This window comes from Hymenobacter arcticus (genome assembly GCF_054779975.1).
In genome coordinates, this window is sequence record NZ_BAAGXF010000009.1 from 43,251 (window position 1) to 67,394 (window position 24,144).

Sequence of the window (24,144 nt, forward strand, 5' to 3'; positions counted from 1 at the left end):
TGGTTTAAACTTGGCTCACCTACGGCCTTACCCCAACGCCCGGATTTTATGGGCCGGAAAAAACTTCATAATCACTTGATTTGCGAAGGTGCCAAATCTTTTTCACCTTGAAAATGAAGCAACAACGTATCAGGAGCGGAAATAATAAGCACTGCCACTTGCTTGTTTGGCACTTTTGTCTACCTTTGTACCACCATTCGCCGCAACAGCAGCGAAACCTCAAGCGAGAGTAGCTCAGTTGGTAGAGCGCGACCTTGCCAAGGTCGAGGTCGCGAGTTCGAACCTCGTCTCCCGCTCCAAGTTTTAAACGCCACCCTAGGGTGGCGTTTTTTATTTTGCCCCTACCTCAATGGCTGTCACCCGCAAGTGCCTGAGCACGGACGAAGAATTTCGGCAGGCAGTAGCCGAGAGCCTGTCGGTGCGGCAGGTATTGGAGCGGATTGGCTTGGTGCCAGCGGGTGGCAACTATAAAACGGTGCACGCTAGGGTGCGGCAACTACAACTTGACACCAGTCATTGGACGGGCGTAGCCTGGAACCAAGGCGCATGCTACAAAGCATTTGGGGGCAAGGGCACACTGGAGAAAATCATGGTTGAAAATTCTCCTTATGATTTTACGCATGGCTTGCGCGGCCGCTTGCTCAAGGAGGGATGGAAACAGCATAAATGCGAGCACTGCGGGTTGGCAGAATGGCGCGGCCACCCCATCCCGTTGGAGCCTCATCATGGCAATAGCGTGAATAATGACCATCGCATTAGTAACTTGCAGTTGCTTTGCCCCAATTGCCACGCGTAGACTAAAAACTACCGGGGCAAAAACCAGCAAAAGAAGTAAGCCGGAGTGGTGGAATGGTATACACGAGTGACTTAAACTCACTTGCCTTCAGTGGCTTACGGGTTCGAGTCCCGTCTCTGGTACATGAAAAGCCCCGCTTGCAACATTTGCAAGCGGGGCTTTTTGCTTACAGACCACTATGCTTCTACTTGCAGCAGAGGCGCAAGCACCGCCCACACATTGGCGGCCAGCAGGCGCTGGCCGGCGGCGTTGGGGTGCACGCGGTCGGCTAGGTTGAGGTGCGGTTGGCCCAGCACGCCCGCCAGCAGCGAGGGCACCAGCACTGCACCCTCAGCGGTAGCGAGGCTGCGGAACAGGCCGGCAAACTCCTTCGCGTAGCGGCTGAGGCCGGGCAGGCCCAGCGGCCCCAAGTCGAAGGGCACTTCCAGGCCCGCCAGCACCAATTGCACCCCCGGGAACTGCCGCCGCACCTCGGCCATGATGGCGCGCAGGTTGGCCACCGTTTCGCGCACTGGCAGGCCGCGTAGGCCATCGTTGGCCCCCAGGGCCAGTACAAATACGTCGGGAGCCTGCCGGGCCAGCACGGAGGCCAGGCGCTGACGGCCGCCAGCGCTGGTTTCGCCGCTCACGCCGTAGTTGAGGGCGCGGTAGGGTAGGTGGGCTGCGTCGAGCTTTTCCTGGATGCGGGCCGGAAAGCTATCGGCAGCCGGCAGGCTGTAGCCCGCCGTGAGGCTGTCGCCAAAAAAAACAATGTTCTTCATATAAAGCCGCCCCGCCAGCCAGCCTCAGAGGCCAGTGACGGGGCGTTGTAAAAGCGGTGAAGCAAAGGGGTAAAAACCAACCGCTGACTACGCCAGCGTCCGGTTATCCGTCGAATCACTCAACAATAAAACGAGGTAGAAAATTTCGCTTTTTAGCTCAGGGAGCTAGCAGGCTCAGGCCAAAAAAGAAGAGTAGTTGCACCAGGTACACCAGCGGCACCAAGGGGTTGCGCTTGGGGAAGGGCGTGCGCACGAAGAGCACTTGCAGTAGCAGAGCTAGTAGTAGCCAGTCGCGGAAGTTGCTGAGCGGTATCAACTCGCCGGTCCAGTGCCAGAAATCGTAGCGGCCGGCCACGGGCTCCATGCATAGGTCGAAGCCCACCATGAGGGCGGCCCCCACCAGCACACGCACCACCCGCGAGGCCGGGAGGTAAGCTGCCAAGATACCTGCCAAATACGTGACTACCACCCAGTTGAGGCCAATGAGCCAGGGCGCGCCCATATACTGCGGCCCCAGCGTGGCCCCGTAAGTGTAGTGCCCAAACAGGATGCCCGTGTTGGTGCCCACTACCTCGGCCACCATGCCCAGTAAAAACACCTGCACCGTGAGCAGCCAGAACGATAGGTTGCGCTCGGGCTGAAAAGCCAGCAGCAGCCCCGCCGTGAGTAGCAGCGTCAGCGGCGTATACTTCAGGTAAAAGGACTTGTCCTGGCTGAAGGCCAGCCCCACGAAGCCCGTGACGTGAAACAGCAAAACCAACCCCTGCGCCAGGCGCAGCCGCAGGGTAGAAGCGGCCGGAGACGCGGGTGAATTTGAAAACTCCATTTTGAAGAGAATTAAAAATTATGAATTAAAAATTAAAAATTTGGTAGGCCAAATGGCATAGAATTTTTAATTCTTAATTCATAATTTTTAATTGGAAATTAGCTCAGCTACTATTTTGGCCGAAAGTAAGCACAGCGGAATGCCGCCGCCCGGGTGCACCGAGCCGCCGCAAAAGTACAGCCCCGGCAGCCGGCCCGAAAAGTTGGGGTGCCGCAAAAAAGCCGCCAGCGCATTGTTGCTGGAGCTGCCATAGAGCGCACCGCCAAACGACGACGTATCGGCTGCGATACCGGGCGGCGTCCACACTTTTTCGGCCTTGATAAGTGGCTCTAGGTCAGTGCCCAGCGTGCGGCTGAGCTTGGCCAGTACCACGCGGCGGGTGTGGGCGGCGAGGGCCACCCAGTCCTGGCCCTCGTCGTGGGGCACGTTCACCATCACAAACCAGTTTTCGTGGCCGGCGGGGGCGTCGGCGGGCGTTTTTTTGGAGGTGATGTTGACGTAGATGGTCACGTCATCAGCCACGGTTTTCTCCTGAAAAATGGCGTCGAACTCGGCCTTATAATCGGCCGAGAAGAAGATATTGTGCAGGTCTAGCTCTGCAAATTCGCGGGCTATGCCCCAGTAAAAAATGAGTGCCGACGATGAGCGCGGCTGGCTCAGGGTGCGCTCGGGGGCTGGCTGGCTGGGTAGCAGGCGGCGGTAGGTGGGCACCACGTCCATGTTGCTGACCACCTGCGTGAAGTCGTAAATATCGAGGTCGGTGCGCAGGCCGGTGATGAGGGGGCCGGCCGTGAGAATCTCGCGCACCGGCTCGTTGAACCGAAATTTCACCCCAAACTCCTCGGCCAGCCGGTGCAGGCTGCTGGCAATGGCGTAGATGCCACCCTCGGGGTAAAACGCGCCAATGCCGTGCTCCAGGTGCGGAATGAGCGAAAGCGTGGCCGGGGCCTGGTAGGGGTCGGAGCCATTGTAAGTAGCGTAACGGTCAAAGAGTTGCACTAAGCGCGCGTCCTGACCAAAGGCCTTTTCGTGGCGGGCGTGCATGGTGCCGGTGAGGCCCAGGCTGGGCAGGGCGGCCACGGCCTTCAGCGTTTCGGAGCTGAGGTAGGTGCCCGCTTTATGCAGCGACTTGTGCAAAAAGGTGCCCGCCGTGGCATTGTAGGCCCGGCCGCTACGGGCCAGAAACTGCGCCACGGCGGCGGCCGGTGTACCCAGCTTTTGCTCGACCTCGGCGGCAAACTTCGCCGCGTCGGCCCAGGCGGTGAGGCGCGTGCCGTCGGCAAAGAAGTAGTTGGTGATGGGGTCGAGGCGCTCGTAGCGGAAGTAGTCGGCCGGGTCGCAGTGGGCCAGCCGGAAGACATCGTCCACCAGCTGCGGCAGCGTGAACAGCGACGGCCCCGCGTCGAAGCGGTAGCCGCCGGGCAGTTCAAACTGGTGCATTTTGCCCCCAAACGAACTGCTGGCCTCAAATACCGTGACCGGGTGCCCGGCCACCGCTAGCCGCGCCGCGGCGGCCAGCCCCGCCACGCCCGCCCCAATAATGGCCACGGGCTGACGGGTGGGCGAAAGTTTCTTTTTCGTAAACACTACGCTGCTAACCGCTAGTCCGGGGTGATAAGTTTGCCTCGGCCCGCCGAAAATACGCGCTACCTTCGCGGCGGTTTACTGCTGCTTCGATTTTTTATAAATCAACCAGCGGCCGGTTTTCGACTGCCCGCCTGGGCCATCGGAATGAAAAGGGAAGCGGGTGAAACTCCCGCACAGACGCGCTACTGTAAGTACCCACCCAGTGCCACCCCGCAAGTTTCCATTGGCTTCGGCCGAGAAGGAGGGGGTGGCATGGTACAAAGTCAGGAGACCTGCCGGCCGCCATTTGATGCTTCCTCCGCGCTTTGGGGCTCCGCATCAGGTTTGGCACGCTGGCGGCCCGGCTATTGCGTGTGCGGTGGCCGGGGCGGGCGTAGCTGGGTCTGAATGAGTGCTTTAGCAAGTTGGGAGAAGATGAAAAAACGAGCGCCGTGGACGCGTCATTTTTTCTTTTCAGCCCTATGATAGCCCTCGCCGACCAGATTGCCCGCGCCGAAACGCGCATCTTCAAAGCCGTATTTCCGAACACGACTAACCACTACGACACGCTCTTCGGCGGGGCCACGCTCATGCTGATGGACGAGGTGGCCTTCATCACGGCTACCCGCTTTTCGCGCCTCAAAATGGTGACGGTATCCTCCGATAAAGTGGATTTTACGCACCCCATCCCCGGCGGCACGCTGGTCGAACTCATTGGTAATGTGGTGCATGTGGGCCGTACTAGCCTGCAAGTGCGCGTCGAGCTATTTGTAGAGCAGATGTACGCGGAGGGTCGGCTGCTAGCCGTGACTGGCTCGTTCACGTTCGTGGCCGTGGACGACCAGCGCCGCCCCACGCCACTTAGGCCGGTGGAAGCGACAGTGTAAAGTGTGGGTAAAAAAAACGTCATGCTGAACGCAGTGAAGCACCTCGCTTACGCCGCTAGAGTTATTAATCCAGCGGCGCGAGCGAGGTGCTTCACTGCGTTCAGCATGACGTTCTGATTTTCTGCGAGTTACTCCACAGCCAGCACCAGGCCCTTCAAGTACGCGCCCTCGGGGTGAAAGAGGCTTACCGGGTGGTCGGCGGGCTGGGTGAGGCGGTGCAGGATGCGCGCCGGCCGGCCAGCCTCAATAGCGGCGGCCAGTACGGCGCCCTCAAACAACTCAGGGCTAACTACTTGCGAGCACGAGAACGTGAACAGCAGACCGCCCGGTGCGAGGTGGGCAATGCCGGCCGCGTTGAGGCGCTTGTAGCCCATGAGGGCGGCGTGGCGGGCGCTGAGGTGCTTAGCAAACGCGGGCGGGTCGAGCACCAGCAGGTCGTACTCGGCCGAGTGGCTTTTGAGGAAGGTGAGCACGTCGTCGGGGTAGGCGGCGTGGCGGTCAGCGTGGTGCGAAAGCTCGGCATTGCGCTCAGTTAAAGCAATAGCTTTCTTACTGCTATCGACGGAGTGCACCAACTCGGCGCCGGCTTCGAGGGCGTACACCGAGAAGCCGCCGGTGTAGCAAAACGTATTGAGCACGCGGCGACCGGGCGAGTAGCGGGCCAGCAGGGCGCGGTTGTCGCGCTGGTCGATGAAGAAACCGGTTTTCTGGCCCGTTTCCCAGTCCACGGCAAACTGGTGGCCGTTTTCGTGCACCAAGTGCTCTTGGCCGGTGCTTTCACCGAAGAGGTAGCCATTCTTGTTGTCGCCTACGGCGTGGCCGGGCGTGGTTTCGGCGCTCTTGTCGTAGATGGCGCGCAGCTTGTCGCCAAACACAACTTGCAGGGCATCAGCTATTTCGGGGCGGGCGCGGTACATGCCCACGCTGTGCGCCTGCACCACGGCCACGTCGCCATACACGTCGATGATGAGGCCCGGTAGGCCGTCGCCCTCGGCGTGCACCAGCCGGAAAACGTTGGTATCGGCCGTGCCCGTGAGGGCTAGGCGCTGGCGCAGCGCGTAGGCATTGGCCAGGCGCTTCACCCAGAAATCAGCGGTTGGCATTTCCGCTTCCGGCCCAAAATCCAGCATGCGCACCGCGATGGAGCCGCTGCCCGAGTAGTGGCCCACGCCCAGTAATTCACCCGCCTGGGTCTCTACGCGCACGGCCGCGCCCTCGGCCGGCTCGCCCAGGGCGCGGGCAATGGCCCCCGAAAATACCCAGGGGTGGCGGCGGCGCAGGGAGTGGTCTTTTCCGTTTTTGAGGACGATGGTGGCGGGCATGAGCTTGGTACTTGAGTGTTGCTAATTAGTACAAAGGTCGTCTGTCATGGCGAGCCTGCGAAGCAATCGCACCAGAACGGGCTGCTCGGGTGTCGTTCGAATGCGATTGCTTCGTCGTTCCTCCTCGCAATGACAAGCTTGCGGGTGCTACTTAAACCACCTCCTATACACCGGCCCGCGTAGCCGGAACTGCGCCCACATGGCGGGATAAATCAGGAAGTCGAGCCAGCGGCGGCCGGTGCTGAAGGTGATATCCTCCACGATGAGGCTGCCGCCGCCGGGGGCGGGCTGAATGAGGTGGCGGTGCCGCCACTGCCGTAGCGGGGCGGGCACTACCTGGCCTTCGTCCACGAAGTAGTGGGTGCCGTCGGGCAGCTGGCCGTTGTCGGTGATGAGGGAGGTCCAGCGCCAGCGCTTGGGGCCGGCTTGCAGCTCGATAATCACCGTGTCGCCGGTGTTGGAGCCGTCGTAGCGAATGAGATTCAGCTTGGGGAAGGGTGGGGCCAGCGCCACAAACAGCTCGCGGGTGAAGCCGGCCAGCACGGCGGCCGGCGGCTGGGCCACGGGGAAACGGAGAAGCAGGTGCATAAGAAAAAGGGCGGGTAGCCAGCCGCGTTGGGAACCGGAGCGGTAATTTGGCGGGCCGGCCAGCTTCTTACGTACGCACGAGCGTCGGAAAAGTAAGCCGGCCCCCACCGGCAACCCCCGTATGTCAGACGAACGCCCGCCTAGCTCCTCGCCCGGCAACCCTTCCGAACTCCAGCAGCTGGAAGCAGCCCTGGCGGCCGGCCACCTCACGCCCGCGCTATTTGCCACGCTGAGCGCGCAGCTGCGGGCCGCCGCGCCAATGGCACCGGCTGCGCCTACCGCCCCCGCCGCGCCGAAAGCAAGCGCGTTTTCGCCCAGCGGCACCGACGAAGAATTGCCGTCGCTGCTGGATATGTTTAATAAGTCGCCCGCCGCGCCGGTTAGTCCGCCGCCCCCGGTTTCGCCCGCGCCGCCCGCTGCCCGCCCGGTGCCCGTTAGCCCGCCCCCGCTCGCCGCCAGCGACGTGGCGGCCCGCCGGCTCATTGAGGAGCGGCTGGCGCAAATTCGCCAGCAGCCGGCCGTGGAGCCCACTCCGCCCGCGCCTGCGCCAAGGCCCGCACCAACTTTCTTTCCGGAGCCGCCCGCGCCTACGTTCTACCCCACCAACCCGGTGCCGGAGGTGGCTAGCCCGCCGCCACCCCGGCCTACGCCGCCCCAACCCACATCGCCCCGGCCTGGTGCACCGGCGTCGCCCCGGCCCAATGCGCCAATCGCTAAGCCAGCCTCTGGCAAGGCCGGCGGGTGGATATTACTACTCTTGCTGGGCCTGGCTTTAGCGGGGGGAGCAGCGTATTTCTTTATTCAAAGCAGCCACCCCGATGAAACCCTGTCCAGCCCTAGTCTGCCCGCGGTTGACACCGCCCCGAAGGAAGTTGCCGCACCCAGGCCAGCCAAAAAGACGAAGAAGAGCACCAAAAAGAAGCTCAAGAAGAAAGCAGTTGCCCCCGTAGCGGCTGCCAGCGAAAGCGCAGCTACGCCCGAGGAGGAGAGCGGAAGCGTGGCAGCCAACCAGCCGGCCACCGCGCCGCTGGCCAGCGAAGCACCCGCTACCACCCAACGCTCGCCGCCCGCCGCGCCCGAACCCGGCGACGACGCGGCCACCATCAAAATTCGCACGGTGATGGCCGCCTACTACGCCGACTTATTCACGCCGCCGCTGCACGCCAGCCAGCACTTTGCCCCGCAGGTCGAGCGGCTCTACATCCAGCAAAACCTGACGCCCACCGCCATCGATGCCGAGCTGGCCCGCAGTTTCTTCCCCGAAAACCAGCAGGCTATTGCGCGCATTGAGCCCGGCACGCTGCGCGTGAGCGCGCCCGCCGCCGACGGCAGCCGCACCGCCACCTTCACCGAAACCATGCGCCTCTACCGGGTGTCGCTGCAAAAAAGACAGCAGCTACGCACGCAAGTGCGCGTGCGCTTCAATGCGGATAACAAGATTGTGTACATGCGGCAGGAAAAGCTGCTGGCCAACACGTTTGAGGAATAGCTACTTGTAGCGTGGACTCTGTGAGTCCGCGCGTGGGTCGTTCTCTCCTCGTTCCACGCGCGGACTCGCAGAGTCCACGCTACAAGCGGTTACTTGCCCAGCGAGCCGATTTTGGGCTGAATCTGGATGATAAAGCGCTTGTTTTTAGCTTCTTCGCTAAAGCCGGTGTAGCGGCCTACTCCTTTGAAACCGCTACCAGCGGCCACCAGCTCCAGGTTGGCGGGGAAGCGCAGGCCGGCGCTTTCCCAGAGGCGGATGACCTCCATGGCGCGGTTGTAGCTGAGCTGGCGCACGGCCGCGCCGTCGAGGTTGCGCGGGTCGGCGTCGGGCAAGGTGGGGTTTTTGGCGGCGCGGCCCTCCACCACTACCAGGTACTGCACGTTATCGGCGCGGTCGAGGGCCTGCATCTGGTGCAAGAGAAAGCGCCCGGCCTCAATGAGCGGCTGGCGCGCCTCGGCCGGCAGGTCGTAGCGCTGGGGCTGAAACTCGACCGGAAAATTGAGCTCGTAGCGCTTATAGCGCTGGTTATAAGCAAAATAGCGCGGGTCTTCGAGGCGCTTGAGGGCGGCCCGGATTTCGTCGATTTTCTTCTTCTCCTCCAGCTGCACTTCGAGCCGGGCCTTGGCCTGCTCCAGGCTGGCGTTTTTGTCCTGAAACCGCTTGTAGCTGAGCACAAACAGCACGAGCATGACTAGGAACAGGGCCGTCATCAGGTCCACGTAGCTGGGCCAAAAAAAGTCGCGGCGGTTGGGGTTCATGCGCGGGGCCGCGGGGGCTTATTGCTTGTTCAGGCCCAGCGCTTTCTGGAGCCAGCTGCGCTGGGTAAGCTGCTCCAGCACCACATTGGTGCGCGTAACCTGCTGCAATAGTTGCTGTTGCAAAGCCGTGTCACTGGCCAGCCGGTCTTGCAGGTTGTGGAGGGCCAGGGCCGTTTGCTGGGCCTGGCGCTCTTGCAACTGGTTGAGTAGCTTCTGCTGCGCCGGCAGCTCACTAAACGGGCTGAGGTACTGTACGATGCGCTCGTACACGTTGTCTTTGTTGAGCGCCTGGAAGTGGTCTTCCAGCACCTGCGCCGCCTGGTCGGCTTCCTGGGTGAGCACGGCCATGCGCTGGCGCATCACGGCCGACAACTCGTGGTACTGGGTGTCCATAAACACCTCCGACTGCCGGGCCAGCCGGTCAAGCTCCGTCTGGTTTTGGCGGAAAAAGCTGAGCTGCGCCTGCACCGTGCCCGCGTGTTGCTGCACCAGCGCCGGCACCTGGTTGAGGCCGGTTTCGAGGCCGGTGAGGCGGCCAAGCAGCGCTGTAATCTGACCGGCCACCTCGCCGCCGTTGCGCAGCATCTGGTTCAACTCCTGCTGGTAAGCAATGAAATGCTCGAAGTGGTGCGCGCTCTGCGCCACCTTGTCGAATACCCGGATGCTGGCGTCGGCCATCTGGGTATAGCCCACTTTCTGGAGCTGCTCCAGAAAGTCTTTCTGGGTGCTGATGTTCTCGTTGAGGGCCCGCACAATGGGCCCGAACTCATAAATCTTGCTCAGGAATTCCTGATTAAAAGCGTCGAGCACGGCCTTGAGGTTGCCCAGGCTGCCGGCCATGTCGGAGTGCAGAATGGGCAACAGCTCCACCTGCAAAAACGTGTAGTAGTCGTTGCGGCGCTCGTCGGCCTGGCGATGCGCTTTCTTATATAACGCATTGCCCCATAGCGTGAGGCCTAGCCCGCAGAGGCTGCCAATCATGGCCACTGTCACGCCCCGCAAAAAGCCCTGGATGCCCACCTCGTCAAACTTGCCGCTGCCAGCCAGCAGCCCGGCCAGGCCCAGAATGGCCCCTAAAAAGGTGCCCATCAGCCCGATGTAGAGTGGGGCCGAGGTGCCGCTTTGCACCTCGGCATCGAGGGCCACGGCGCGGCGCTCGGCAATGCTTTGCAGAATGTCGAAGTCGGCCGTGCCCTTGTTTTTGAGGATGTAGGCGTTGGTATCGCGCTCAATGAGGGCGAAGTCGGGCGTGGCCCCGGTGGCTAGCAGCACGTCTACCGACTGGCCGGTGGCCGCGTCCTGGTGGCGCGTGAGGCGCAGGGTGCTACTAGCCGGAAACAGGGCCGCCAGCTGCGCGCTGGCCAGCCGGCCCTGCCAGAAAGCCCGCGCCTGAAACCCGATAATCGCCAGCAGCGCGAGCCATTCTAGTGCCTCCATGCCGCGAAGTTACTCAAAGTGAATCTGCGCTTTTTTGCTGATTTGCCAATCGCCATTGGCCGTACGCTGCGCCACGCCCGGCGCGTCGGTGATGATGCGCGACACGCTGCCCTTCGGAAACGGGTACTCGCAGGCCCCACCCAGAATGTTTTGGTGGCTACCAATGTAGCCCGCGTGGCCGGCCGGGTTGCCCGTCACCACAAACCGCGCCTGGTCGGGCGTATCGGCGGCCGTAATCAACTCAAAAATGGTGTAGGAAGCCGGAGCCTCCGCCAGCATGTTGCGCTGAAAAATACCGTCGATGGGCTGCTGGTTGGCGTACAGCGTGCGCGTAGGCGCGGCAGCTGGCGGCGCTGCTACTGCTTCAGCAGCAACGGGATAATTATCAGTAAAAAAGGTGTCTGCCTCGGTTGGAGTGGCGGTTACCGGCGCGGCGGGAACCGGAGCCGCGACGGGCGCGGCAGATACTGCCAGAGCTGACGGCTGGGCGGGTAGCTGCGGGGCCGACGTCGCTTTGGCGGTGGGAGCCTGGGCCGGCTTGGCGGCTGCCGAAGCAGCGGCCTGCGGCTTGGTGGGCGGCGTAGTGGCGGGCGCGGGGGCAGGGCGGGCTCCGGGTACCTTGTTGCTCACCTCGCGCTGCACAATGGTGCGCACTTCGGCCCGCATCTCGTCGGTGAGAGTGGCGAGACTAGGCGAGGCCGAATCGTGGTGGCGATGCCGCTTCTTCGAGTTGCCCTTCAGCAACGATACCAGCAGGCTTATGACGGAAAGCGCTAGCGCTAAGTAAGTAAGCATGGGGTTGGGAGCGGAGTTGGTGATGGTGAAGTCTTTGGCCGGGGGCATAACCGCGGCCATGCGCGAAGCGGACTCCGCCGTAGTATCGGAGCCGGCGGGCAGGATTGCGGCGGTCGCCACTGGCGTAGGCACGGGCGCGTTGGGGTCAGCCAGGGCGTGCAGCGCCTGGCGCAACTGCCCGAAGGCAGCCTGGTTTTGGCGCTCGGGCTTGTTGTCGCGCAGCCGGTTGGCAATACTGGTGGCTAGTGCGGCCGGCTGCTCATTCTTCGCGCTAATGGTCTTGAAATCACCCTGAAACTTGAGCACGTGCTCCAACTGGGGCAGACTCTTATTTTCCAGCTTCACGGCATCTTCCAGGTGGCGGCCGAAGGCCTTCACGCTGCCGCTGTCGATGGTTTGGCGCAGCTGCGGGCGCAGGCTGGCCAGGGTGGGGTCGTCGCCATACACGAAGCGGGCCGTGGCGGCCCACATGCGGGCCCGCACATCGGGCGGCGCGATGTTGGTGGCGGGGGCTGCCACCGTAGGGTTTTGGGCTGCGGCAGGCAAGCCGGGCAGGCTAGCCAAGGCCAGCCCACCCACTAAAACCCCTAGCTTAACTGGATTGCGAAGCATAATAGCGCTTGAAAAGCTCGCGGCCCAGCTGGAACAGCGCGTCGCGGAAGGGGAAGAAAAACAGCGTCTCGGGCAGGCGGTCATCGGCGTTGGTACCGCTGTCGCGCAGCGAGTTGAGGCCCGCCCGCAGGCTGTCCTTTAGCTTGCCATCGAGGAAGTTGTACACGAAGTCGGGGTCGATTTCCACGTTCAACTCATCGAGCAGGCTGCGAATATCTGACGAGTCGTGGGTGATGAAGCGCACCAGACGGCGGGCGTTGGCAATTACCTCATCCTCAATGGTATCGTTCTCTGCTTCGGCCAGGGTGAAGGCGCGGGGCGGGCCTTCGGGCGCATCGGCCGGGAGCACGCCGGGCAGCACAAATTCGGCCGGGGCTTTAGCCTGGGCGGCGTCGCCGCCGGCCAGCTTCCACAGCACCGCGCCGTTGGCAGTGGCCTCCTTGGGCTGGTTCACCAGCGTGAGGCGGAAATCGGAAGGCGCGGGCTGGCCCGAGGCAAACTCCAGAATCAGCTTGCCGATTTCGGTGAGCGTGCCCAGGTTCGAATCGAGGTCAAGCATCCGCAAGTAGGTGCTGCCCTTGCCGCTGAAGCACAAGTGGCGCGGCACCGCCAGCTGCCGGGCCTGGCAGGCCTGCCCCACGTGGTACACCACGGCCGCGTAGTGCAGCAGCAGCACAATGCGCAGGTGCCGCGCGCTGCGCAGCTCGCGGCTGAATTCCAGCTGCTTATCAAAATTAAAGAGCAGGCTAACCACATCGGCCGAGCTAGCTTTGCTTTCGAGGGCGGCGCGCACTACCTCGCGGGCGGCCTGGGCCTCCTGGCTCACGGGCTTGTTGGCGGTGCGGGCCACGTAGTAGTAGAGCAGGCCGTTTTGCTGGCGCGCGCCACCAAAGGCACCATCGCCCCACAGCACATCGCCGGCAAAGCGGAACGAGATAGTGGCCTCGGGCTTTTTGCCGCGCAGCAGCAGCACGTCGGTGGTGCCGCCGCCGATGTCGATGTTCACCACGTTGTCGCGCTCGGAGGGCACGATGCCGCCGTCGGTGTGGCGGTCGGTGAGGTAGAGGTACGGCGCCCACGACTCGCTGAGGTCGGCCAGGCGCTGGCCCGGCTCCTCACCAAATACGCGCTCAAACTCACTCTGCCAGATGTCCTGGAAGTCGCGGCGGGCCACGGTTTTCATGCTCAGCGGTCGCGACCACACCACTTGCGTGGCGCGCACATCGCCTTCATTCAACGCCACTTTGTGCTTGATGAGCAGCAGCAGCTCACGGATGTAGGCCCGGATGCGCTCGACGCCGGCGGCGCGCTCGCCGCCCTCGGTGTTCCACTTGAGGTTGGTGCGGTAGCGGCCGTCCTCGGGGTGGTTGTAGAGGAAGCCGTCGCGGCTGAGGTAGAAGCCGATGTTGATGCTGCCAAACAGCAGCGGGTTGCCCTCGCTGATAAAGGCCGGCGACTCGCAGGTGGCCGTGCGAATGGGGAAGGCCGATTCAGCTCCCTCAATACCGATGAAGGCGGGCACAAACTCGCGGTTACGCAGCGTGTCGGCCAGCGGCATCATGCCGAACGAGTCGGGGCCGTAGCGCTTGGGCAGCACAAAGTCGGTAGAAGGCAGCGGGCGGTTCAGCATCACCACTTCCATTTCGCGCTCGGTGCCGATGCGGAACGGCTGCGGCTCGGGCCGCTCGGCCGTGGCGAACGAGACGTGAGTATTGGTGGTGCCAAAGTCCACGGCAAACGTATAGCGCTGGGCCCCAGGGTTTACTATGTGCCAGCGCGGCACGAGCAAGCCAGTGGCCGGCGCCGAAAGCTGCCCACTCACCGGCGACTCCACTTCCATAAAATCGAAGTGCGTGCCCACCACTTCGTAGTAGGTGCTGGCCGGGCCGCGCGGGTTGCGGCCCATGCGCTGGCGGGCGCGCACGCCCCGCGTGCCGCCGGGCACCAGCACCGGCAGCGGCTGCCCGCCCTGGTAAAAGTTGAGCTTAGCCAGGTCGGCACCCTCGTTCTGGTCGGCTAGCTGCACGTAGTACGGGCCGTTGTCGCGGGCATTCTGGCCCTCAAACTTGTAGAACGGGAACACGCCCACGTCGAGGCGGGCACTCACGCGGCCGCCGCGGTAGGGCGTTTTGGGCGAGTCGCTGCGCACGGCCTCCACCGGCGCTTCAGCGCTCTGGCTGGGGCCGGGGCGGAAGTAATAGCTGCGCTCGTACACCACCTCGCGCCCGCTGGTAACTGGCACGGCCAGTCGCAGCTGCACGTGGTTGTCGAACAGCGTGAGGCGCAGCTGTTTATCAAGGTCAACGGCTTCGAAATAATCGAACCACGCCCGCTTGAGCGGTAGTAAAAAGCGCAGCGGCCGGTCCTCGGGCCGCGCGCCGGGCTCGGGCTGCACCTGGCCAAAGTAGAAGCGTTCAGTGTTCACCGCAAAGGGTACTTCGAGCAGCCGGTCTTCCAGGAAGTCGTTGACGGTGAGGAAGGGATACTGTACGCCCAGCGTTTCGAGGCGGCGCTCTTCGAGGCGCTGGTTTTCGTAGCCGTACTGGATAACCGTCTGGTCGGTGCCAGCGGTGCCGCCGAAGTAGTCGCTGCGGCGCAGGTCGAGGCCAGGCATGAGCACCAGCGGAATCTTGCCCGTTTGCGCCACCCGCTCATTAAAGCGGATAAACCAATCGGAAGTTGTTTTCTGCTGGGCCTCAGCTTGCTTGGAAAGCGTGATGCCGCGCACCTGCACGGTGTTGCCCAAGGCGTCGCGCAGCGGCTCATAGTGCTGCTCAAACGTGGCTACGTTCGGTTTTTCCTCGGCCAGCGCCTGCACGCGGCCCTTGTCGGTGGCGGCCAGAAACTGCGCGATGCACTGCGCAAAGTTCTCCTGCCGCAACGTGGGGTGCACCTCAAACAGCCCAAAAATGTACTGCTGAAACTCGTTGCTGCGCTGGTGCAGCGGCACTACCTGCTGGTCGAAATAGAAGCCGTTGCCGTCGCCCTTGCGCTGTATGTTGAGGCGCGGCACGGCCGGGTGCGCAAATACCAGCGTGAAGGGCGAGGTGCCGCCCAGCAGCTGCCGGGTTTCGCGCCCGCTGGCATCGCGGCTATCGGCAAAAATCAGGTATAGCGTGTCCAGCTCGCGGAAGTGCGCGTCGGCCAGGTACAGGCGCAACGTGTTGCCTAGCAGCCGGATGCGCGGGTCGGGGCTCTGCACCAGCAGGTCTACCTGCTCCTTCTTGGCCCAGGGCACGAAGCGCAGCTTATAGGCATCAGTAGCCTTGTTGTAGAAAAGCAGCTCCAGCATATCCCAGCACTGCGCTACTAGCCTATGGTACAGCGAGTTGCCTTGCGGCTGCTGGCGCACAAACTTAAAGGCCGTTTCGAGCAGATGCATCCGCCCGAAGGGCGTGGGAATGGCCGTGGCCGTGCGGCGCGGGTTATCGCCGGCGGGGTCCTGCATTTTTTCGGCTTCGCCGGCCGTGATGCGGTCCGACTCCTGCCAACCGCGTAGCGTGGGCTTGCCGCGGTCAAGGAGCTGAAGGATGTTACTCATGGAGAAGGAGTTCGTTCTGGCGGAGCGCCTCACCCCCGGCCCCCTCTCCGAAAAGGAGAGGGGAGCCATGGTAGCGCGGTAGCTTGCAGAAAATAGGAGTTAATATTTTGTTAAATACAGGCGTCAGGCTCCCCCTCTCCTTTTCGGAGAGGGGGCCGGCCCCATAGGGGTTTCGTGAGACGCCCCGCTAGGGTGGCAGCTCCCGCTTTACGGCAGCTGCTGCCCGCTCACCACCTCGTCCATCACCTCCGTGAAGGTGCGCAGCATAGCCGTGGCTGGCGAACTAGCCGTGTCGTTGGCCACGGCTTGGCTGAGACGCTTATCCAGCATCACCCGGATTTGCTTGGGGTCGATAACGTCGGACTTGCCGAACAAGCCTTTCTTTTTCAGCTCTTTACCCGCCACTGCTTTGTCAAAGTCGGGCTCCAGCAAGTCGGCCATGTCGGCCCAGTGGTTTTGCGGGTCGTAGCCGTCGCGCAGGTTGAAGGGCCGGAAGCGCCGCGAGTTGTCGCGCAGCTCACGCAGCCAGGCGGTGTAGGAGATAAACTGCCGGTCGGGCGAGTTGTAATCGAACAGAAACCGGCGCAAATCCTGGTAGAAAGGCTCGCGGTCCCAGGCGTTTTTCAGGCCCAGGTTGGTGGCGTAGGTCGCCGACATCGTCTCGCCCAGGTGGTGTTGCAGCCACGTGGCGAAGAAGTGGAAGCGCGTGAGCGCCTCGCCCACCAGCGGCAGTGTCTGGCGGCGGTCAAACGACTCGAAGCGCAGTTCGCTATCGTCGCGCTCCAACCCAAATTCGTAGAAATGCTCCTCGCGGGCAATGCTGTCCGGCTTCTCCAAGAAGTCGAGCACGGCCAGCGCGCCCACCACTTCAATGAAGTGCGCGTTGTTTTGCTGGCTGATGCCGCCCTCGTGGTTGTCGTTCTGCTTTTGGGCCTGGTCGCCCAAGTAGTACATGGCATTCAGGCCGGTTAGGTTGTGCTGGTAGTAAGCCAGCGCCGCCTTCGTCTTGGTAATGAACGTGTTGGAGTCGATGGCGCTGCTGTCCTCACTTTTCAGGCTGAAGTAGGGCAGCAGGCTGAGCGCGCCGATGGGAGCGGTGTTCAGCAGCTCAATATGGGGCAGCTTGGCGTCGCGGTCGCGCAGGTTTTTGAGCAGCAGCGGGAAGCCCGCCGCGCCCGTGCCCCCAAAGATGGAACTGATGAAAAACACGCGGTCGCCGGCCCGAAACTCGTTGCCAAAGAACTGAAATTCGGGCGAATCCACGAGCTGGTTTAGCACCACACTGCCCACGTTGGGGCTGCCCTTGAAACCCACTTTCAGGTTCTCATCAAGGCTTTTGGGGTCAAAAAGTAAATCGACCAGATACTGGCTTTCCACCGGCAAGTTGGTGTAGCGCAGGTAATCGCGTAGCGGCTCTTCCATGCCGCTAAAGCTGTACTCGAAGGTGTCTTTCACCCGCGCATCGCGCTGCTCACCGGGACGGGCCAGCGAGGCGAGTGTCTGAATATCAGCTCCGAAGAACTGGCCAGCGGTGCTGTCACCCGAGGCGGGCGGCTTTACCTGCGAGCGCAGGCGCTGGTAAGTTTTGAGCAGCTCGATGGTGCGCTGCTTGTCGCCGTTGGTCGCGTCGGGGTCGATGATGATGGGCACCACCCGGTCGCAATTCTTGAGTTCGACCCCAGCCGCCAGCAGCATCACGAGTGAGCGGATAACCCGCGACCCCGTGCCCCCAATGCCGAAGAGATATAGCGTGGACATAGTTGATTATTAGATGTTTATGCTCAATTGTTAGAATCTGTCTTCCTCCGTCTGTCATTGCGAGCCTGCGCAGCAATCGCATCAGCACGATACCCAAACGATGCCTTCTGGTGCGATTGCTTCGCTGTGCTCGCAATAACAGACGGGAAATGATGAGTTAATGACGGGAGCCGCTAGCCTAGTTGGGCCAGCGCACTGGCGTGGTGCGGGCGCTCACCGACAGTGGCTTCACCACGAACGACCACAGCACGAAAAACAAGGCCCCGTACAGGGCATTTACCACCAAAAAGCCCAGTACGTAGCGGTCATAGGCCGACTTTTCGATGGTGCCAAGCGTCTCGCCATCTAGGTTGGCATACACCACCGAGCGGGCCTGCGAATAAGCCAGAATGGCCGAGCTAATGGCCGTGAGCAGCAGCATGATAAGCCAGTGCGAGGTCTTGTAGAAAGATGTAGTCAGCACCCGGTTGAAAATCACGTAGAACAGCAAAGCCGCCCCCAGCGCTACGCCAAACAGCGTGCTCAGGCCCACGCCCGGAAAAATGCTTTTTTGGTAAACCGGAATCAGTGACGACGGCTCGGCAGTGCCCAGCAGCGCCTGATAGAGGGTGGTGAACAGCTTTTGAAACATGAAAGGTTGGGTTTCGGGGGAAAAGAAGAGTAGAAAGTAAGGTTTAGCGGCAAGAAGCGGGCCGCTTAGTCGGCTGCCTGCACCCGCACGGGCAAGGACCACACCTCGTGGCTGGCTGGCTGCTGGTCGTAGTAGTCCTGCACGCCTTGCAATACCTCACTGAGCAAGAAGGTCTTAGGTCCCTGCGCGGCAATGTTGCTGTCGTTGAGCGTCGTGTACTTGGCTACCCAGGCGGGCTGGATGCGGGGTAGCACCAAGCGCAGGGTGGCAGCCTTTTGGCCGGGCAGCCGCTCTAGGTGCACCTTAGCTAGGTGCGTGTAAGTAGGCAGCGCGGGGCTGCGGGGCGACTTCAGCTCGTCGCGGGCGGCCCACACTTTGGGTAGGGTCGCGCCGGTGCCTACTTCATCGAGCTGCAGCTGCTTGGGCAGGCTGGCAGCTTCGGCGGCCGGCGCGTTGCTGAGGTCGAGGGCCAGCACAAACTCGGCGGGCTCCTGGCGCGACAGGCTTTTAGTGACGTGCAGCGTCAGGGGCTGGGTTTGGCGGCTGCCGGTTTTGTCCACATACCACTCACCCACGTTGCCGAAGTGCTCGAACACTGCCGCCGGTGGCGCGGGCAGGTTGTAGCTCACGCGCTCAAAACCCGCGCCCATCAGCGGCTTGAGCAGCGGCGTGATAGAGGCTACGGCGGCGGGCTCACCCAGCACCCACACGTAGTAGGGCAGGCGGCTGCCCTTCAGCACCTGAAAGCGCGTGCGGTTGCCCGGAAAAAACTTGTCCCGAAATTCCGACGTGCCGGCAAAGACACTGATGGCTAAGTTGGCCGCTGAGGCTTCGCTCAGCGCGTCCTTCACATCGGTTTTCACCTTCCAGGTTTGCTTGGGGTCGGGCGGCGCGTAGATGAAGTCAGAAATAACGATGCTCACCGCGCCGGGCTTGCCTTTTTGCAGCTTCAACACTTCGCGCAGCATGGTGGGCATTTCGGTGCCTAGGGCCGGCTTCTCAATGCCTGTGCTCACCGTGTTGCTCAGCTCGGCGTAGGTGGTGGGCCGCAATGCGCGCGGGTTGCTGGGCGTGCTTTCCTGCACGAAGTAGTAGGCCGGGGCTTGGGCGGCGCGCTGGCCGTTGATGTTGCTAAGCAGCTCCGTGATGGTGCGCTGAAACTGACTGCCCGTTTCACCCGGCGTGTTGGGGTGCATGAAGCCGCGCATTCCAGTGGAGGCATCCACAAACACGCTTACCTGGCTGCTGGCCGCGGCTGGCGTTTTGGCTGCCTTGCCAGCGGTGGCTTTTTCGGTGGTTTTATCAGACTCGCCGCAGCCGCTGATGGTGGCTCCGCTCAGTAGCAGCGCGGCTAGGGGTAAGAAGGCGGAAGAAGAAAAACGGACTGCCAGTAGTCGGTTGTACATAAGCAAGGAGCAGCGGACACCTACGCGGTGCTCATCTGCCCTGCAAGTAACGACAATTGGCGGGTTGCGGATATACTACTCGGCTGGCAAGGATGTCAGATAAGCTTCCACATCGTGGTGAAACAGCCGAAAGCTAACCGATACCTCGGCCAGCCAGGTAATATCTAGCCCAGCAGATAAGGCGGTTACCAAGTCGTCTTTCGTCTGCTCTGATGGTAGGCGCGGGTGCTCGTCGTATAATTCCCGCTTCACCGCATCGTTCACAATTGCTTCTAAGTCCCGGCAAGCATTAGATGGCCGGCCATCGGCGTGTCGCTGTAGGGCTAGCAACCAGTGTTCTATGCACTGCATAGGCAGAATAAAGATGGTGCGAGCTTTCCAGTCTTCACGCGAAATATCTGCAATCTCGCCAGTGAAGTGAGCCAAACGCTCGGCGCGGATAGTCGGAGTATCCGCGTCCAAATCACGCCCGACAAACAGACAATCCAAACGGTATTCAGCCTGCGCAAAGCCGGCCAGCCACGCCGCGCGAAAGCCCCGGTCAACCCCCCTGTTATTGACCCCTTTGAATCTCTTGCTGTACCACGAATGCGCCTCGCACAGAACTGAATGCGTTTGCTCCAGCTTGCCCAGGTATTGCTCCAAAAATCGTCCTTGTCCTTCATCCTCCCCAAAAAAGCCGTAGGTCACGACGTTCATAATGGCACGCCCCCCAGAAAGCCCGAAACCCAGTATTCGCCCAAAGAGTCCGTGTACTTAGTAGGCGGTAATCCCTGCGCAGCGTACTCTTCGTTGGTTTTCTGAATGATATCCGCCGCGTTATGAATCACCGTCTCGCCATCCACGCGGTCAAATACCGAAATACACTCTGGTATATCGGCAAAATGGTCCACTACATACGGGCTATGCGATGTGATGATAATTTGAATGTCGCGTAGCCGCGCTAATTCAAAGATGAAATCCATTATCTCCTTAATGCGGCGCGGGTGAATGCCTTTCTCTGGTTCCTCTAGCAGCAGCAGTTTCGGCGGGTCAGGCTGGTGGACGATGCAGAGTAGCGCTAGGAAGTAGAGAACGCCTTCGGAGACTTCTTCAGCCCAGTATGAATCGCCGCTTGCATCAAAAAATTTGAGGCGTAGATTACCCTTTTTGTTGGGGTCTGGTGGAGCGGATACGGAAGTGAGCGAGCCAACACAGCTAGCAAGTTCATGCTTCAGCTTCAAAAACTGAGCCTCATGGTTCTGACTCAATGTGTATAGAAAAGAGCCTATGTTCTGGCCACTTGCTTCTAAATGAGGTTGGTCTGACAATTCGGTACTCAATTCAAAAGCATTTGGGTTGAGCTTATATAACTGTAAGCCTGATAATCTGCTTCTGACGTCGAGTTCTACTTCGGATAATTTAGGAAAATCAAAAGAATCTTCCTCGAAGTATTGACTGACAAATTTAGGGAAATTATGTGTTGGTTCCTTAGTAGTTAAAACTACGGAATCTACATGAAATTCATTAATATATTCGTCCGCTTCTCTAATATACTCACCTTTTCTATAGCCCATAATTAAGCTGAAAAGTTGTTCAGGTTTATTCGTGATTTGGGCTTGAAAACGTATAGTTTCCTCCGAAGATTTTTTTAGTTTGCTACGCGGAATTAGTGCGCTAAAATGCTTTTGAATTAGCTCGCGCTGTTGATATACTAAACTGTGAGAAAGTAGCTCTATTCCCTTCAAAAAATTTGACTTGCCCGAATTATTCGGCCCGATAAACAGATTCACCTGCCCCAGCTTCACCGACGCGTCGCGGATGCTGCGGAAATTCTGGATGCGAAGGGACGTAAGCATAGCAAAAGGGGGAATAGTGTAGCTACGAAGGTAAGCCCGGCGCTATCCCAGCAGTTCCTCAATATCGGCCCGCGTCAGCGACTTTATTACGGCCTCGTCGGTTGTTATCAAGTCGCTCACCAGCTGGAGCTTGCGGCGCTGCAAAGCCAGGATTTTCTCCTCTACCGTGCCCTGGCTAATGAACTTGTACACGAACACCGGCCGCTGCTGGCCGATGCGGTGGGCGCGGTCGATGGCCTGGGCCTCCACTGCCGGGTTCCACCAGGGGTCGAGGATAAAGACGTAGTCGGCGGCGGTGAGGTTGAGGCCCACGCCGCCCGCTTTGAGGCTGATGAGGAAAATTTGCAGGTCGGGGTCGCTCTGGAAGCGCTCGACCTCGCCCTGGCGGTCGCGGGTGTGGCCGTCGAGGTAGGCGTAGGTGAGTTGGCGCTCGTCGAGGCCGGTGCGCACCAGCGCCAGGTGCTGCACGAATTGGCTGAATACCAACACCTTGTGCCCTTCAGAAACCACGCTCCTAATCATGCGCAGAATCTCCCGCATCTTGCCCGACTCGCCTTCGTAGCTCTGGTCGGCTAGGTGGGGGTGGTTGGCAATCTGGCGCAGGCGGGTGAGGCCTTGCAGCAGCAGCAGCTGGGTGCCGCCGGCCGGGGTGGGCGCGTGGCCCTCCAGCGTTTCGAGGATTTTGTTGCGGTAAAAGCTCTTGGTTTCTTCGTAAAACTGCTGCTGCTCCTCGGTGAGGGGGCAGTAGCTGAGGTGCTCGGTCTTGGCTGGTAGCTCGCTGGCTACCTGTGCTTTGTGGCGCCGCAGCACGAAGGGTTTGATGAGCGCGTGCAGCTTCTTGGTGCGGCTTTCATCCTGGTGCTTCTCGATGGGCTTCACGAATTCCTTGCGGAAAAATGCCTGCGTGCCCAGCAAGCCGGGGTTGATAAACGTCATCTGCGACCACAAATCCATGGTGCTGTTCTCGACCGGCGTGCCGGTGAGAATAAGCCGGTGCCGGGCGCGCAGCTTGCGCACGGCCTGCGCCGTGGTCGAGCTAGGGTTTTTAATAGCCTGCGACTCATCAAGTATCACGTAGTCAAACTGATAGCTGGCCAGCAAGTCGGTGTCGAGGCGCACGATGCCGTAGCTGGTAAGCACGATGTCATAGTCGGCAAACTGGGCCACGTTTTTGTCGCGGTAGGTGCCGGTGTAGGCCAGCAGGCGCAGGCTGGGGGTAAACTTGCGCGCCTCGTTCATCCAGTTGTAAACCAGCGAGGTAGGCAGCACCAGCAGCGTGGCCGCGCCCTTGCTGGCTTGGCTCTCCTGGCGCTCCAGCAGCATCACCAGCGTTTGCACCGATTTGCCCAGGCCCATGTCGTCGGCCAGGCAGCCGCCGAGGTGGTAGTCCTGCACAAAGCGCAGCCAGTTGTAGCCCGCTTGCTGGTAGGGCCGCAGCGTGCCCCGGAAGCCTACCGGCAGTGGCCGGTCCTCCACAGCCGCAAAATCGCGCAGCTTTTCGAGGCGGCGCGTGAGGGTGACGGTAGCTAAGTTATCTTGCTCTAAATCAGTAACTAGCGATAGGTGGTGGCGGCGCAAGGATAGCGGCTGGTCCTCGGTTTCTTCGGCGAAAGCGAACAGCTCCAGATAGTCGGTAAACCACTCGTCGGGAATGAAGGCGACCTGGCCGTTGGGCAGGCGGTACTCGCGGCGGCGCTGCAAAATGTAGGGCCGCAGCCGGATAAACGGCACCGCGTACTCGCCAAACCACACCGTGCCGCGCACGTCGAACCAGTCGCCGCGCTCCTCAATGCCCACCTCCACCCGCACCGGGCCGATGAAGTAGTCCTGGCTGGCCGTGGAGCCGCCCTGCACCTGGAAGCCCAGTTCTCCCAGCGCCGGCGCGTGCTCGTGCAGCCAGCGAAAGGCCTCGGCCTTGGGCAGCGAGGTGTGGCCGTCGGCGTCGAGGGGCAGGCCGCGCTGGCGCAGCTCGTCGGCGCGGTCGTTTTCTTCCTTGGCCGAGCGCAGCAGGCGGCGAAAGATGTAAGAGTCAGCATCTTCCTCTAGCTGCACGCTCATGGGGCGCGGCGGCGTGATAGGCAGGTCGTAGGCTCCGTAGCGGAAGGTGAGGTTGAAAAACAGCGGGGCCTCGTCGGTGCCCGCGCCGGGTATCAGCACGGGCTTGGGCAGCGGCACGCGGCCGCGCCGGGGCGGGCCGGGCGGGCGCACGGGCACCACCGGCCCGCCAGCGAGGGGTCCGGGTGGCACGTCCGAAAACGTGAGGTGGGGCCGGGCCAGGTAGCGCTCGGTGCGGATGTCGAAGCCGCGCGCGTGCACGTCAAACGACTCCATGAGCGGGGCCACGAACTTCTGGAAATAGCTTTTTTCCACCGCGCGCGGCACCACGATGAATTTCTTGTTTAGAAACGGCAGCAGCTTGCGGCCGTCCACGTCGTGGCGAAAGTGGTAGAGCACGTCGTCGAGCAGCAGCCAGGCGGGCTGCTGGCACACGAGAACGGCATTTTTGAACTGAAAGTCAAGCCGTTGATTCTGAAACTGAATCGTGGGGAAGTAGTGCGTGCCTTCGTCGTTGCGCCGAAAGTGAAACAGTACCGAGGCCGGCACCGGGGCCAGCTTGAGCTCGCGCCAGGTGGGCTCGCCATCGCGGCCCATAATGAAGACGTGCTTGCCTTGCAGGCCCGCCAGCAGCCGGCCCAGGCGCGACTGCACGTAGCGGGCCACGGCCTCCTGCATGGGCTTGTCGCCCTTCTCCGGATTGTATATTTTCAGGAAAAAGTCGGCCGCCGTAATCTTGCGGGGCCAAAATTCCTTGATGACGGCATCCTGCTGCAACTGGTCGCAGAGGGCAATCAGTTCGTAGTCATCTTTCTCCAAATTGGCCGCAAATTCGGGCGCGTTTTTGGCCGAAATCGTCTGATGCTGAAGCGTTAACTGGCCCCTGGGACCGAGCTGCACCACGTGCGCTGTAAACAAATGCCCCAGGTACTCGTGGGCAAACAGCGAGTAGACCAGTTGGAAAGGTAGTGCAGTAGAAACATTCATAGCTGAGCACGAGAACGCGCAAGTTAGCCACGACTGCCGGTATTCCGGATATGATTAATATCACTTCGTAGGTGAGTGGGCGCAGGCGCAG

At 61.2% G+C, this 24,144-nt stretch carries 18 protein-coding genes, 2 tRNA genes and 1 riboswitch; of the genes, 5 read left to right on the forward strand and 15 right to left on the reverse strand.

Going from position 1 to position 24,144, the window contains the following annotated elements; genetic code table 11:
• Positions 1 to 223: 223 nt before the first annotated feature.
• The 3 genes from ACYVGC_RS15495 to ACYVGC_RS15505 all read left to right on the forward strand — a co-directional run bounded on the left by ACYVGC_RS15495 (position 224) and on the right by ACYVGC_RS15505 (position 918).
• Positions 224 to 299 (forward strand) — tRNA-Gly (locus ACYVGC_RS15495).
• 50 nt (positions 300 to 349) lie between these two features.
• Positions 350 to 796, forward strand: coding sequence for an HNH endonuclease (locus ACYVGC_RS15500; RefSeq protein ID WP_460584748.1), 447 nt, complete (start codon positions 350 to 352; stop codon positions 794 to 796).
• 39 nt (positions 797 to 835) lie between these two features.
• Positions 836 to 918, forward strand: a tRNA-Leu gene (locus ACYVGC_RS15505).
• Between the two features lie 54 nt (positions 919 to 972).
• Here the strand turns inward: ACYVGC_RS15505 and ACYVGC_RS15510 are convergent.
• The 3 genes from ACYVGC_RS15510 to crtD all read right to left on the reverse strand — a co-directional run bounded on the left by ACYVGC_RS15510 (position 973) and on the right by crtD (position 3,970).
• Positions 973 to 1,557 carry an arylesterase gene (locus ACYVGC_RS15510; protein WP_460584749.1) on the reverse strand — a complete coding sequence of 195 codons (585 nt, stop codon included), beginning with the start codon at positions 1,555 to 1,557 and terminating at the stop codon, positions 973 to 975.
• 157 nt (positions 1,558 to 1,714) lie between these two features.
• The gene (locus ACYVGC_RS15515; RefSeq protein WP_460584750.1) at positions 1,715 to 2,383 is read right to left on the reverse strand and encodes a carotenoid biosynthesis protein; all 669 of its coding nucleotides are present in this window, start codon (positions 2,381 to 2,383) and stop codon (positions 1,715 to 1,717) included.
• Between the two features lie 87 nt (positions 2,384 to 2,470).
• Positions 2,471 to 3,970 carry a phytoene desaturase family protein gene (gene crtD / locus ACYVGC_RS15520; protein WP_460584751.1) on the reverse strand — a complete coding sequence of 500 codons (1,500 nt, stop codon included), beginning with the start codon at positions 3,968 to 3,970 and terminating at the stop codon, positions 2,471 to 2,473.
• A gap of 96 nt (positions 3,971 to 4,066) precedes the next feature.
• A riboswitch (cobalamin riboswitch) is annotated at positions 4,067 to 4,264 on the forward strand.
• 167 nt (positions 4,265 to 4,431) lie between these two features.
• Here crtD and ACYVGC_RS15525 point away from each other — a divergent pair.
• Entirely contained in the window at positions 4,432 to 4,836 is a 405-nt protein-coding gene (locus tag ACYVGC_RS15525) for an acyl-CoA thioesterase (protein WP_460584752.1), read from the forward strand.
• A gap of 128 nt (positions 4,837 to 4,964) precedes the next feature.
• On the opposite strand, the gene ACYVGC_RS15530 is transcribed toward ACYVGC_RS15525, so the two are convergent.
• Complete coding sequence (locus ACYVGC_RS15530) at positions 4,965 to 6,158, reverse strand: class I SAM-dependent rRNA methyltransferase (RefSeq protein WP_460584753.1); 1,194 nt, start codon at positions 6,156 to 6,158, stop codon at positions 4,965 to 4,967.
• Positions 6,159 to 6,305: 147 nt separating this feature from the next.
• On the reverse strand, positions 6,306 to 6,746 hold the full coding sequence (locus ACYVGC_RS15535) for an SRPBCC family protein (protein ID WP_460584754.1): 441 nt from the start codon (positions 6,744 to 6,746) through the stop codon (positions 6,306 to 6,308).
• A gap of 121 nt (positions 6,747 to 6,867) precedes the next feature.
• Here ACYVGC_RS15535 and ACYVGC_RS15540 point away from each other — a divergent pair, with 121 nt between their 5' ends.
• Entirely contained in the window at positions 6,868 to 8,235 is a 1,368-nt protein-coding gene (locus ACYVGC_RS15540; protein ID WP_460584755.1) for a hypothetical protein, read from the forward strand.
• Between the two features lie 89 nt (positions 8,236 to 8,324).
• On the opposite strand, the gene ACYVGC_RS15545 is transcribed toward ACYVGC_RS15540, so the two are convergent.
• The 10 genes from ACYVGC_RS15545 to ACYVGC_RS15590 all read right to left on the reverse strand — a co-directional run bounded on the left by ACYVGC_RS15545 (position 8,325) and on the right by ACYVGC_RS15590 (position 24,053).
• Complete coding sequence (locus ACYVGC_RS15545; RefSeq protein WP_460584757.1) at positions 8,325 to 8,993, reverse strand: OmpA family protein; 669 nt, start codon at positions 8,991 to 8,993, stop codon at positions 8,325 to 8,327.
• An 18-nt stretch (positions 8,994 to 9,011) separates the two neighbouring features.
• Positions 9,012 to 10,430, reverse strand: coding sequence for a hypothetical protein (locus tag ACYVGC_RS15550; RefSeq protein WP_460584758.1), 1,419 nt, complete (start codon positions 10,428 to 10,430; stop codon positions 9,012 to 9,014).
• 9 nt (positions 10,431 to 10,439) lie between these two features.
• A complete protein-coding gene (locus ACYVGC_RS15555; RefSeq protein ID WP_460584759.1) occupies positions 10,440 to 11,837 on the reverse strand; it encodes a hypothetical protein in 1,398 nt (465 codons plus the stop codon).
• The gene (locus ACYVGC_RS15560) at positions 11,818 to 15,378 is read right to left on the reverse strand and encodes a hypothetical protein (RefSeq protein ID WP_460584760.1); all 3,561 of its coding nucleotides are present in this window, start codon (positions 15,376 to 15,378) and stop codon (positions 11,818 to 11,820) included. Before ACYVGC_RS15560 ends, ACYVGC_RS15555 begins: the two co-directional genes overlap by 20 nt.
• 207 nt (positions 15,379 to 15,585) lie before the next feature.
• Entirely contained in the window at positions 15,586 to 17,136 is a 1,551-nt protein-coding gene (locus ACYVGC_RS15565; protein WP_460584761.1) for a hypothetical protein, read from the reverse strand.
• Positions 17,137 to 17,314: 178 nt separating this feature from the next.
• Positions 17,315 to 17,767, reverse strand: coding sequence for a hypothetical protein (locus ACYVGC_RS15570; RefSeq protein ID WP_460584762.1), 453 nt, complete (start codon positions 17,765 to 17,767; stop codon positions 17,315 to 17,317).
• Between the two features lie 65 nt (positions 17,768 to 17,832).
• Positions 17,833 to 19,173: a hypothetical protein gene (locus ACYVGC_RS15575; RefSeq protein WP_460584763.1), complete on the reverse strand. Its 1,341-nt coding sequence runs from the start codon at positions 19,171 to 19,173 to the stop codon at positions 17,833 to 17,835.
• Positions 19,174 to 19,248: 75 nt separating this feature from the next.
• A complete protein-coding gene (locus tag ACYVGC_RS15580) occupies positions 19,249 to 19,872 on the reverse strand; it encodes a hypothetical protein (RefSeq protein WP_460584764.1) in 624 nt (207 codons plus the stop codon).
• Positions 19,869 to 21,011 (reverse strand): AAA family ATPase, encoded by a 1,143-nt coding sequence (locus ACYVGC_RS15585; protein WP_460584765.1) that lies wholly within the window; start codon positions 21,009 to 21,011, stop codon positions 19,869 to 19,871. The genes ACYVGC_RS15580 and ACYVGC_RS15585 overlap by 4 nt, the downstream gene beginning before the upstream one ends.
• A 42-nt stretch (positions 21,012 to 21,053) precedes the next feature.
• Positions 21,054 to 24,053, reverse strand: a complete 3,000-nt coding sequence (locus ACYVGC_RS15590; RefSeq protein ID WP_460584766.1) for a DEAD/DEAH box helicase — start codon at positions 24,051 to 24,053, stop codon at positions 21,054 to 21,056.
• Between the last annotated feature and the right edge of the window lie 91 nt (positions 24,054 to 24,144).